Genomic DNA, 12850 nt, shown 5'->3' with positions numbered 1-12850 from the left:
GAAAGCAATGCTTAACTTAAACATTTAAAACAAAAACATTATGAGCACATCATCTGTATTCAGTAACTGGTGGGTTACACTCATCCAGGGAATTTTAATGCTTGCATTAAGCATTCTTATTTTCAATAATCCGGGGGCATTGCTGTTAACACTTGCTCTTTGGTTGGGTTGCATTGTAATAGCGTCTGGTATTTATGGAGTGATTGCCTATTTCGCCACATCAAAAAACAACCGCTCCTTAATAAACCTGCTTGGCAGCATTGCAATGGTAATTGTGGGTTTTATGATGTTGATGAAAATGATTATCAGCATGATGGCAATTACCATTGCATTTGGTTCAATGGTAGCCGTAATTGGCATTGGTTTGATTGCCGGAAGTTGGAATGCAAAAAAACATTTTTCAATGTGGTGGCTCACTGCATTGCTTGGCATTGCGGTTTTAGTAACAGGTATTGACAGTATCATAAATGTTCAATCGGGTGCTGAAAGCATCAGTTCGCTATTAGGTATATCCGTTATGCTTTCAGGATTCGGACTAATCAGCCTGGCCTTTCTGAAGAGGAAAATTGTAAAAGCTGTGCAGGCAAAATAGCATATCACTTAATGAATAATGGAAGATAAGATCAGTCAAACAAAGCCTGTTCGCGACAACGCCTGGATAAGTACAGAAGACAGGATATCCGAAATTTTGTACGGAGTAATTATGGCGCTGACTTTTACCTGTACCATCAGTGTAACAAAAACAGATAAAACCACGCTGAATGATTTGCTTTTTTGTGCACTCAGCTGCAATACTGCCTGGGGACTTATAGATGCTGTGATGTATCTCGTATTTGCAAAGACAGATGAATCAAGAGAATCTTCAATTTTAAAATTTGTCAGGAAATCGAATAATTCGAGAGAGGCCTGCCAGTTTATAACCGATGCACTTCCATCCTCTATTGCAGGGGTAATGCAACCCGGGGAAATAGAACTGATAAGACAAAGGATTGCGTTATCGCCTGAACCCAAGCCGGTAAAAGGAGATAGAATTAAGGATTTTAAAACTGCAGCGGGAATTTTCTTAATTGTTTTGCTTTCAACATTTCCTGTTGCAATACCTTTTCTTTTTCATAGTAATTTGCAAATCGCACTGAGAATTTCAAATGCAATCGGGATTTTGATGATGTTTTTTTGCGGATGGGGACTTGGAAAATATGCCGGCAGAAACAGCCTGCTCACTGGTATAACCATAAGTTTATTCGGGATAATACTGGTAACGATAGCAATTGCTTTAGGAGGATAATGATGAGCAATAATGTAATGGTTATTTTATTATTACTATCCGGCTTAAAAGCATTTGCTCAAAAGGTAAATGAAAATTCCTTAGCAACTGTTAGTGATACACTTTCATCATCGAGGTCATTTGAAGTCGAATCATTCAATTACATTGTTCCTGACGATGGACTCACACCTTTGGTTTTGGGTTATGCTGATTACCAGGCATGGCATTTTGAGGCACGTTATAATTATGAGGACTTAAAAACGGTTTCTTTATTCGGGGGATACATGTTCGAAGCAGGTAAAAAGCTAACGTTAAGCATAACCACTATGTTTGGATTTGCAGTTGGAAACACGATTGGCATTATCCCCGCATTGGAATTCACGCTCAACTGGAAAAAATTATACTTCTATTCTGAAAATGAATACGTGTTTGATATTAAAGAAAAGGAAAATGATTTTTATTATAGCTGGACGCAATTAGGTATAACTGCCTTCAGGAATTTCAGAACAGGAATATCAGGAAACCGAACAAAGCTGTTTGAATCGGAATTTGAAATTTCCGAGGGGATTTATGCAGAATATGATTTTTGGAAATTAACTGCGGGAGCTCATTATTTCAACCCGTTTTCGGATGAATACTTTGTAATTGCAACGCTGAGCTTTGAATTTTAAGGCATTTCTAAATTAATATACTATGGACCTCATCTACCCGATCATAATTGTTGTTTACCTGTTGCTGATTATCTACACGGTAATCCGAATACTGCTTGATACGGAAACTACTTCAAAGGCGCTTGCATACCTGCTGCTGGTATTGGTATTTCCTGCCATTGGCGTATTCATTTACTTTGCACTGGGCATCAACTTCAGGCATCGCAGCAGCCGGTTCATGGTAGTTAAAGCACAAAACGAACTTGACGATGCAATGAATAAGCAGGGATATCTTAAACAGGATGCTCCTTTAAATGTTACCAGTCCTGAATTGCTGAATTACAGCAGCCTTATTAAGTTTCTGAATGGCTTAAATGATGAACCACTGCGTAAAAGCCATTTCACATTGCTTACCAATGGTGAAGAAAAATTTCCTGAAGTGTTGCGGGTGCTCGAAACGGCCAAGCATTTTATTCATATGGAATATTATGCATGGGAAAATGACGTACGTGGAAATCAGATTAAAAACATTTTGTTGCACAAAGCAAAAGCAGGTGTTAAAGTCCGGGTTATTTATGATGACTATGCAAGCCGCAAGATAAAACCCAATATTGTTAAAGAGCTGAAAGCGGGTGGTGTTGCAGTGGTTCCGAAGATTAAGGTAAAAATAGCCATGCTTGCCAATACAATGAACCACCGCGATCACCGGAAAATAATTATTGTTGATGGCATAACAGGATTTGTAGGGGGCATAAATGTTTCTGACAGATATGATAATTCAATAGACACCGGACTTTACTGGCGCGATACGCATGTTAAAATTGAAGGGCCTGTGGTGAACAGTTTGCAGCGGCACTTCATTGTAAGCTGGAATTCATGTCAGCATGAATCATTGCAGTTTTCAAATGAGCTGTTTCCCGACAAGGCATATGATAAGCCTGCAGGGTTTGAAGGCATGGCACAGGTTATTGCCGGTGGTCCTGTTTACCCGATGTCGAACATCATGCTTACGTACCTGAAAATATTTACCGCTGCACGAGAGAAACTATACATTACCAATCCTTACTTCATACCAAGCGAGAGCATTATGGATGCGTTGAAACAAGCTGCCATAAGCGGAGTGGATGTAAGGCTGTTGATTCCCTATAAATCAGATTCTGCCATTGTTGGATCCGCATCAAAATTTTATTTTCCGGGCCTGGTGGCTGCCGGTGTAAGGATTTATCTTTATAAAAAAGGATTTGTGCATGCTAAAACAGTTGTTGCCGACAGTTGTCTGAGTGTAATAGGCACAGCCAATATGGACGTGCGCAGCTTCGATCTTAATTTTGAAATAATGTCGGTGATATACGGCAGTGAATTTGGTGAGCGGTTTGAAAAGGTATTTCTAGAGGATTTGAAGGAATGCATGGAGGTTACAAGCGAAACAGTAAAGAATATAAGTTTTGCCAATCGCCTTTTTTATTCCATTGCCCGTTTGATATCCTCTGTTTTATAGATATTCCTTTCATAATCTTAATCAATTAATAATGAAAGCACTTCTGATCGTATTGCTCCTTTTAGGGCGCTGTGGAATTGTTAAAGCACAAGATTCAGTGCAGCAGGTACATCGGATGAATAATATTAAAGTAGAATTGTCACACATACTTTATCCAACTTCGGCTATTTTTTCTTATGAGCGCATTATAAAGCATCACCAATCTATTTGCATCAGTGGTGGATATGAAGAGTTTCCGCCGTTGCTAACGGTTAGTAATACAGTTCATGTGCAGGAAAATCTTTCCAAAAACGGCTTTAAAGCCGGAGCTGAATACCGGTTCTATTTAAAAATGGAAAACAAGCAATATGCTCCGCATGGTGTTTACATAGGTCCTTACATAGCGTATCATTATTTCAATAATATAAGAAATATGGAGGTTGAATTTGATGGAATAAATGAGCAAGCCGAACTGGCGTCACTGTTCAAAATATTGAATGTGGGTTTTCAGTTGGGTTACCAGTTTGTTATAAAAAACAGGTTGACTTTTGATTTTGTTTTGGTTGGCCCTTCCATGTCAAATTACAATGCATCACTAAAATTAAACGGTGATTATAATTTTGATAAAAACGATGTGGAAAACGAAGTGCTGCTAAAACTGCTCGACAGTTTTCCAATGCTGGATAAATTGCTTGCCGAAAAAGAAGTTGATTCAAACGGGCGGTTTGATGCGTGGTCGTTGGGCTGGCGCTATCAGTTTCTCATCGGCTTTCAGTTGGGGAAGAAGAGAAAATAAACTGCTTAAACAGCCAAATGTTCATGTACAATCATCACGATCTTTCGCAGAGCGAAATGAGAGGAAGGATATTAAAGGGACTTGGCTCATTTGGTTCATTAGGGAATTTCATAGATAATCGCTACTCCTTCATCTGACAGGCAATGGATTTCTTTTTAGCGACGAGGTAAACGCGAAAAGCGTTTGCCACGTTGTAATAATAGGATAAGTTGATGATTCAGGTTTTTCAAATGAAGTGACTGCATAAAAAACCAGCGCCGGTAAATGGCGTCTAATGCGCCCACACTCAATATCTCATGATCTGTTTTATGAAATTGTTTTGAGAGCGGCGTTATTACAAAGCCTGACGTTTTGCAGAATTCCAATGGGAGGGTTTTCTCCGTTAGTGCGGATTTGTAATAACAAGTGTTCGAAACCTTTGAAACTCTTTACTGGCTTCAGTTCCAAAGCATTTTTAATGTCTAAGAATCGAGTCTGAACTTGTTCCGAAAAATCCTCATGTATGTTTCTCACTGATAGAAATCACATTCACAATGCCAAAGGAATATTTAAATGGGTGAAAACGCTTCCTTAAAGCAGCTGTAATGTATACCGGATAAGCCTTTGATGATATTTCGAACACTTGTGATTACAAATCCAGATCAACGGAACAGGCCATCAATTAAAAAATACCTAAAGAAAACTCAATAACATCTCCAGTTTTAATAAAGCCAGGTTTTGCTCTGAACTTGAACCCGATGAAGAAATAATGAAACAAGTTGCCATCCTATGTGGTTGTGATCCTGGCTAAGATAAATACCTGTTTAATAACTCTAAAGGATTCGAACACTTAGGATTGAACATCTTGACTGACATCAAATCAATGAATGCAGGAACACCGGCCTAAATCCGGCGTCCCTGCATTACATTGTTCTTATGAATTAATGTTTTGCAACTTTAACTACACCCACAAAATCCTTTGAGCTAACCCTGAACAGGTACATGCCACTTGCGAATGCCGTCAGGTCAAGATCTACTAGCTGAATTCCTTCCGATAAGTTGTCGTTAAATAAGCTGCCAATCATTTTGCCCTGCACATCAAGGAGGTCAATATGAATGTTGCTGCTTTCTTTCAAAGTAAATCTGAGTTGGGCAATTGATGCAACCGGGTTGGGGTAAATTACCAGATCCAGGCTCTGATTGATTGCATCATTGGTTTCTCTTTGGGCATCCGTAGTAAATTTTATTGTCTCAGAAAAATCTGATTTGTCAGCTCCGCAAAGGCTTTTGATCCTCCATTTGTATTTTGTTTCAGCACTCAAGCCGGTGAGATGACAGGTAGCAGCAGGGGCCGAAAGTTTTACTATCGTCCAGGGCTCGCCTGAGGAAGCGTTCTTGTATTGAATTTTGTATTTGGATGATGCCTCAACCGGGTTCCAATTTAAATCAACGCTGTGAGCGGTAATATTGGTTGAATTCAATCCGGTTGGAATAAGGCATGCACTTCCACTTGTTGTAAAACTGAACACCCAGTCTGGAGCTGACCTTGGCAATGTAACCGTGCGACCAGAGGAATCTGCTGCCTGAATATAGTATTCAATGCTGGTCCCCGACAACTGTGGGGGAATGTTTGCAGTCATCGAATCAATACCACCCGTTGTTGTCAACTGGACGCTTTGCCAGGATGATGTTCCTTTTATTCTCCAGTAAAGGCGGCAATTTTCCTGGATAAGTCCCAGGCCGCTCCGCGCGTCAACAGCTACCAATATTGGAATGGAGTTCGAGCCTGAAGTGATAACGGAGTCAAGGGATCTGTGAACGATCCGAAGCATGTCTTTGTCGAAAATACCCATCGTGCGGCAATGTAATGCGTCATAATAATACCATTTGGAAGCTCCGGAAGAGGTATACCCGGTTACTGTATAGCCAGGCATTGCATTTCGGTATGTTTCGAGGGCCATCGAGTCCGTTGAAATGCCGAAAAGAGGAACGTAAACGTTTTTATTTAGTATCAGCGCATTGGTATAGGCGGCAGTCAGGTCGCCACTGTATTCCCCTGCAAATATCCTGACAATTTTATAGGGTCTTCCATAAACACTTTTCATTTCTTTTACCTGATCGACCAGGTGTTCAATGCAGGTATAATCAGTGTTGGCCGGACTCACTTCTTTTATCAGAATCGTTTCCTCATCCAGAAATTTTGCGAAACAGTCTATATGCTGGATACCTAAATCCTCCGGATTATCCACGAAGTAATAACTATTTATTCCGCAGTATGTTTTTGCATAATTAATAAAGGTAGATGAGTCAATAAAGTTTTTTTCATTCTCCTTAATCATTTGATTTGACGAAACAGCGGTACCCAGACCATCCACCATGTTGTTGCCTCCGACGAAATGGCTTGGCATAAACCGCAGCGGCAAGCCCAGCGTACTTGCTATAATGGAATTGACCGCATCATCTTTGGTATGATTTCCAAAATAAGAACCATTCCCGGTAGACCCGCATCCGGGCACCCATAGGTATCCTTTAAAAGTGAAATCCAGAATACCGGCGACTCCTTCGCTATCGAATGTGCAGTTTGGGCCCCAATCCCTGGACCAATGGGTATTGTGAGGTGCCTGAACAAACTCACAATTGTTCATGTTCACACCCAAAGAAGTGAAAAGTGATATCGCGCTTGTTTGTTCAGCTGTTGAACCGACTGCAACATACAGGGTATTTTCCTTCGCCAAATCAATAACCAGCGACTGAGGAATGCCAAGTGGCCAGGTGATGAGCGTTCCGATACATGGATCGAATTCCGCCGCCATTCGCACAGGGTACTGAGCATGGACCGTGCTGTTCAGTAGGTAAACCGTGCAAACAAGAGTGAGTAACAGGATCTTTTTCATGATTTCATTTGTTTGATGCAAATATTAAGAAATGAAATCGCGGAAATCAGGAAAATTACATGAGCGTTTATTTTTGAGGATGAGCGTATTTGTATTTAATGATATGAACCCGGGAACCTTGTTGTGAATGACTATTCATATCTTTATCCTCACAGCCACCCAATTGCCTGACCTGGTATCAATATGGAAAAATTTGAGCCATGAGAAGAAGTATTGGTGTGTCCAGATTATTTTTTGGACACTATACAACGGATACCTGAATATTAATATATGGCGATACAGCAGTTTCGAAGTGGGGCTGATCGAGTTAATATCTTTCAACACGATCAGCATTCTTGGATCCCACATTTACCGCAATACACTTCGAAAGCTGAAGATCAATTACAGCTCACTGGTTTCTGTGATTGGTTATGCCTTAATCGGAACTGTTGCCCTGAGTGCTGTAATCGCATTAATGTCGATACTATTCTATTATTATTTGGAAGAACCAAATGGTGAACCGCTCCATTTTTTTGATTACCTCAGCTATTTCTCAATAAACTGCAGCATTGTTTCAATCTGGTTTTTTAGCTATCACACATATAAGTTTGCACAATCGCTCGGAAGAACGGAGGCCGAAAAAGCGCGTATCGAACAGGAAAAGGCTGAGGCGGATGCATTACTGAAATCAGCTGAGCTTGATAGTTTAAAAAGTCAGCTCAACCCGCATTTTCTCTTTAATGCGCTAAACAGCATTAAAGCACTTACGCTGGAGAACCCACATGGTGCCCGGGAGGCAATTACACAGCTTTCTGATTTACTTCGAACATCATTAAATTTTCACAGCAGGCAATTGATAAGTTTGAAGGATGAGCTTGCTTTGGTAAATGATTACCTCTGTCTTGAAAAAATCAGGTTTGAGGAACGGTTAGAGTGCGATCTGCTGATAGATCCCGATGCACTTGATGTGGCGGTTCCGCCAATGATACTGCAGATGCTCACCGAAAATGCCATCAAGCATGGTATCAGTCAGCATGAACAAGGTGGAACCATAACCATCCGGGGAACAAAAACAAAGAATCAATTGAAACTTTGCGTTGAAAACAAAGGCAATTTTGATTTTGAGGTAGCAAGCGGAATCGGTTTTCGAAACCTTGCAAGACGATTGAAGCTGAATTATGGAGAAGGCGCATCATTCAACATTCACTCAGAAAATCAGGTCGTAAAGGCTACCGTAATCATACCATTATTATGAATAGTCCGATCAGGACACTGATTATTGATGATGAACCGCTGGCAAGAAAGGAGCTGCGGTATTTATTGTCTTCCTATCCGGAAATAGAAATTCTTGGTGAGGCTAAAAACGTTACGGATGCGCTGGAGAAAATCCAGTTCTATCAACCCCAGCTTCTTTTTCTTGATGTGAACATGCCAGGGAGAAACGGGTTTGAATTACTCGATGAACTAAAAACAGTACCAAGAGTGGTTTTTATTACTGCCTACGACAAATTTGCTGTTAAGGCATTTGAAAAAAACGCGCTGGACTATATAATGAAACCAGTCAAGCCCGAACGGTTGTCAAAGACCATTGAAAAAGTGAGAAAAGATCTGGAGACTGACAACAAATCGGATACTGGTATGAATAAACAGATTTTTTTAAAGGATGGCCAATACTGTTATTTTATTAAGCTGATAGATATCTACCTGATCGAATCACTGGGAAACTATTCTAAATTCTATTTTGACCATCGTTCCTGTTTGATGCATCGCTCGCTTAAACAAATAATGGAGCAGTTACCATCTGCTGATTTTTTTCGTGTCAACCGCCGCCAGATTATCAATCTCCATCTCGTATCAAATATAAAAACCTCGGATAAACGAGGACTCAAAGCCATACTAAAAAATGGAGTTAATATCGGAATCTCAATTAGAAAAGCGGCGGCATTTAAGAAGATAACAGGATTTTGAGCATGATTGACAGTCATCTGCCTATTATGGAAAAGAAAATAATAAACAGACACAGCAGTGTAGTAGCGGCAGGTTTTGTAACGAAGGATTCAATATGCGTTGAGTTCGTCTGTTTTTCCCTGATTGGCGAGACGCCTACCTGGGACTGAGCGACAGAAAATAAATTTGAACATTATTAACTTCTTTTTGTTAGATGAAGAGAACAAATCCTTATGAAAAAAGCATTTTTGAGCTGTATTTTAGTGACCACCCTGCATATCGGAGTTTTTGCGCAGATAAATCTTATCGGAGCTTCCACCAATTCCAGTACCGGCAGCATTAACCTCATTCAGTGGCAGGCGCTGGATTCGCTAACCGTAAATGTGATACCAACCATGCTGGATGGCTATTATTTCGCCACCTCAGCGTTTGATGCACTTAACAGCACGTATTATATTACCGGAATTGCGGACGGCAGCTCAGGATTGTATTCATATAATTCAGTTACCGGTATGGAAAATCTGGCAGGTGGGTCCTTATATACCAATGTTTCAGAATTCGATATGAGCAACGGAAAAATGTACAACCTGTTAATGGAAACCGAGGAATATATCAGCATTTATGAATACAATATCAGTGCGAATCAGGACAGCCTGATCGGTATTATCTATGAACCGGGTGCGAATGGTATTGTCAGCGATGCCATTGGTTTTGATTCAAATAACGGCATTCTTTATTATGTGGGTTTTACCAATGATCCTGCTTTGTGTTTATATGCAGTACCTGTGCGAGATAGCCTGTTTTCATTCACGAAAACAATTCTGAATTCAACAGCGCCTTACAACAATATTACAAGCGTTCATTTTGATAATGTCAATGAAATCATTTATGCCCTGAGTGATACGTATGACTCCCTGTTTAATTTCACAGGAAGGAATATTGTCGAGATAGATAAAACAACCGGAGATATTATTAACCGCGGAGAGCTGATCGGTTTTCCTTATTACGTGGGTGGTTCATCTTCTTTTGACCAAAATACAGGGACCTTTTTGCTGGTTGCAATGAACACCGGCAATATGCTTAGAATGATTGCTTTCAATACTTATAGCAATACGTATGTAGCTGGTTTCGTCCCCGATCTTGTTTCTGAAATTGTTTGTGACAATTCCATTTTCGCAAAAAGTACCTATTTAACTACCGGAATAAAGCAGGAACCGGTTCTGAATTTCAAAATGTATCCTAACCCGGTTTCAGAGATACTGAGCATCGAATCCAAAAATCCAGGACCTGTTAGCGTTCAAATCTTCTCTTCTTTAGGGAAGCAGGTTTTTTCTCAGGATTTTAGCACTGCCGGGAAAATTGATTTGGATTTGGAATCACTATCTCCGGGACTTTACCTGGTAAACCTTATTACCAGAGAACAAACTGGTACTGATAAGATTCTGGTTCATTAGCCAAGAACAATTTTTTTTTTGCAGCACGAGCGGGTAAACCGGTCTTTCCTCGTTAGTCCGGATTTGTAATCAAAGGGTTTCGAACACCTTTGATTAAAAATCCCTACCAATGGAGGTGAAAGACAATTCGTTCATCTTTTCAGGCAATGGTTGGAGGGTTAAATTGTTAGATGGCGGCGGCGAAGCCGATCACTTGTTATAGTGTATTCACTAATCTATTTCACTCACTTACTTTATTATCAGCTACCAATAATCTATCATTATTGTCCGACTAAAATATCGGTGATTAAGCTGAAACCCACTACTGGCAAGCATCCTATAACCCCACGTTTCAGCGGGGTTGTAGGATGAAACCCGCTCCTGGCGGGCTTTAGCCCACGTTAGTCGGATAATAGTGACAGTTTTTTTAAATTTGAAAGCTACAGGTTGATCTGAACATCTGATATGTATGGGAATCAGAAATGCTGATCTATGGCAAGATAAATCAGGCTGAAATGTAGGTGCGGATTTTTTATTTCATTTCTTGTGAACGTTATAATATATTATTCACAATTATAGAAGTATCGTATGAAAGCCAGCAAAATATTTCACCGGAATGAATACCGGATCAAAATTGATTTTCCATTCAATGTGGAAACAGAGTCAAAAATAAAGCGGCTGCCGGACGCGAAATGGAGCGCCAAGCAAAAAGCGTGGCATATTCCATACAATAAAATCGCCTTCGCGGAATTGAAAAAAATGTTTCCCGGAGTTGAATATGAATCAAAACCCACAACTGCCATAGATGCAGCGCATGCATCGTCTCGCCAAAAAACCAATGCCAACGTCAGCATACAGGTTTCTGGTCGGAAAATAACCGTTCACTTGCCAAAGAATGAGGTGGATACGAAGTTCCTCCTTTCCTTCCGGTACAGCAGGTGGGACCGCAAGCAATTTTGCTGGGTGATCCCCAATTATCCGGGTAACATCGATTTGCTGCAAGAATATTTCAAAGAAAGAATTTCCACAATTGTTACCAACGAAGCGCTAACGGTGATAGGAATCATTGACGATCACAGAAGTATTGAAAAGAATGATTTACTGATCATCAGAACCATAGCAGGCCGGCTTAAATTATATTATGGATTTAACAAGGAACTGACATATGCGGTAAAGAAGGTTCCGTACAGCAACTGGAATCCGCAGCACAAATGCTGGAGCATTCCATTTGCCGAAAAATTCCTGGCGGAAATAACAAGAATCGCCAGCACTCAGAACCTCAAGATTATTTACGAGGAGGAGTTGAGGGATCCGTCTAAAAAGCCAAGAAAGTCTTTCTTTGATGCCGGAAGCTATCGCAAATGCCCCGATGAATACCTGATAAAGCTGCGGGAATTGAGGTACAGTGAAAAAACCTTGAAGACATACAAAGGGGCATTCGAGGAATTTATCAATTATTACCATGAAGCGGAGCTCTCTGCCATAAATGAAGCCATGATCATTGATTTCCTCAGGTACCTGGTAATCGAGCGGCAGGTATCTACTTCCTATCAGAACCAGTCCATAAATGCCATTAAATTTTATTACGAAAGGGTTATGGGCGCACAGCGGAAGGTATATTTAATTGAGCGACCTATAAAAGAAAAGACGCTGCCTGTTGTTTTGAATGTAAAGGAAATAGGTGCATTGCTCAATGCCACAGGAAATATCAAGCACAAAGCGATCTTAATGCTTGGTTATTCCGCAGGATTAAGAGTGAGTGAATTGATCAATGTCCGGTTAAAGGATATTGACTCTAAAAGAATGCAGGTCAGAATAGAACAATCCAAAGGCAAAAAGGACAGGTATTCACTTTTATCAAACAGGCTGTTAGCTGTCTTACGCGAATACTTTAAGATCCACCGGCCGAAAGAATGGCTTTTTGAAGGAATTGGTGGCGGACAATATTCCGTCAGGAGTATTCAGGAGATCATGAATGCCGCCGTAAAAAAAGCCGGTATCAAAAAGAAAGTGACGGTGCATACGCTGCGTCACTCTTTTGCCACCCACTTGCTGGAGCAGGGAACTGATCTTCGTTACATCCAAAGTTTATTGGGGCATGAAAGCAGCAAAACCACAGAAATCTATACTCATATTACCACCAAAGGTTTTGATCAGATTGTAAGTCCATTAGACAAATTAGAAAACATATAAAAAGCGGATTAAAAACAAATTCTCTTAACTTGCCATAGAAACTCACATCTGCTGATCTTCATGCTTCAGCGATTTTTTTTGAAGGGGTATAACCTCTGACAGCGATGCAGAAATAGGCGCTATGCGTAAAAAGAACTTCCAAATCACTAAACGCTTATTTATCAAGTTCTTGTTATTTTCACAACTCAAAACCTAATGTCGAAAATACCCGCTATTAATAGCGCTAACCGAACTGTTA

General features: G+C 40.3%; 10 protein-coding genes. 9 read left to right on the top strand and 1 reads right to left on the bottom strand.

The annotated features are described in order from the left end of the window. Window positions 1–40: 40 nt before the first annotated feature. From K1X61_15785 to K1X61_15765, 5 genes are all read left to right on the top strand, one after another. A complete protein-coding gene (locus K1X61_15785; GenBank protein MBX7110111.1) occupies window positions 41–592 on the top strand; it encodes a DUF308 domain-containing protein in 552 nt (183 codons plus the stop codon). Window positions 593–820: 228 nt separating this feature from the next. Then, window positions 821–1285 carry a hypothetical protein gene (locus K1X61_15780; protein ID MBX7110110.1) on the top strand — a complete coding sequence of 155 codons (465 nt, stop codon included), beginning with the start codon at window positions 821–823 and terminating at the stop codon, window positions 1283–1285. Beyond that, a complete protein-coding gene (locus K1X61_15775; protein MBX7110109.1) occupies window positions 1285–1935 on the top strand; it encodes a hypothetical protein in 651 nt (216 codons plus the stop codon). Before K1X61_15780 ends, K1X61_15775 begins: the two co-directional genes overlap by 1 nt. 22 nt (window positions 1936–1957) lie before the next feature. Further along, window positions 1958–3412, top strand: coding sequence for a cardiolipin synthase (gene cls / locus K1X61_15770; GenBank protein MBX7110108.1), 1455 nt, complete (start codon window positions 1958–1960; stop codon window positions 3410–3412). Window positions 3413–3443: 31 nt separating this feature from the next. Then, the gene (locus tag K1X61_15765; GenBank protein MBX7110107.1) at window positions 3444–4187 is read left to right on the top strand and encodes a DUF3575 domain-containing protein; all 744 of its coding nucleotides are present in this window, start codon (window positions 3444–3446) and stop codon (window positions 4185–4187) included. Between the two features lie 920 nt (window positions 4188–5107). Here the strand turns inward: K1X61_15765 and K1X61_15760 are convergent. Then, window positions 5108–7060: an agmatine deiminase family protein gene (locus K1X61_15760; protein ID MBX7110106.1), complete on the bottom strand. Its 1953-nt coding sequence runs from the start codon at window positions 7058–7060 to the stop codon at window positions 5108–5110. Between the two features lie 127 nt (window positions 7061–7187). Between K1X61_15760 and K1X61_15755 the strand changes: the two genes are divergently transcribed. The 4 genes from K1X61_15755 to K1X61_15740 all read left to right on the top strand — a co-directional run bounded on the left by K1X61_15755 (window position 7188) and on the right by K1X61_15740 (window position 12612). Then, on the top strand, window positions 7188–8294 hold the full coding sequence (locus K1X61_15755; protein MBX7110105.1) for a histidine kinase: 1107 nt from the start codon (window positions 7188–7190) through the stop codon (window positions 8292–8294). Continuing rightward, entirely contained in the window at window positions 8291–9007 is a 717-nt protein-coding gene (locus K1X61_15750) for a response regulator transcription factor (GenBank protein MBX7110104.1), read from the top strand. Before K1X61_15755 ends, K1X61_15750 begins: the two co-directional genes overlap by 4 nt. Window positions 9008–9219: 212 nt before the next feature. Continuing rightward, on the top strand, window positions 9220–10440 hold the full coding sequence (locus K1X61_15745) for a T9SS type A sorting domain-containing protein (protein MBX7110103.1): 1221 nt from the start codon (window positions 9220–9222) through the stop codon (window positions 10438–10440). Window positions 10441–11007: 567 nt separating this feature from the next. Then, a complete protein-coding gene (locus K1X61_15740; GenBank protein ID MBX7110102.1) occupies window positions 11008–12612 on the top strand; it encodes a site-specific integrase in 1605 nt (534 codons plus the stop codon). Window positions 12613–12850 lie beyond the last annotated feature (238 nt).

This window comes from Chitinophagales bacterium, assembly GCA_019694975.1.
GTDB lineage: Bacteria > Bacteroidota > Bacteroidia > Chitinophagales > UBA10324 > JACCZZ01.
This window is presented reverse-complemented; position numbering and strand designations above follow the sequence as displayed.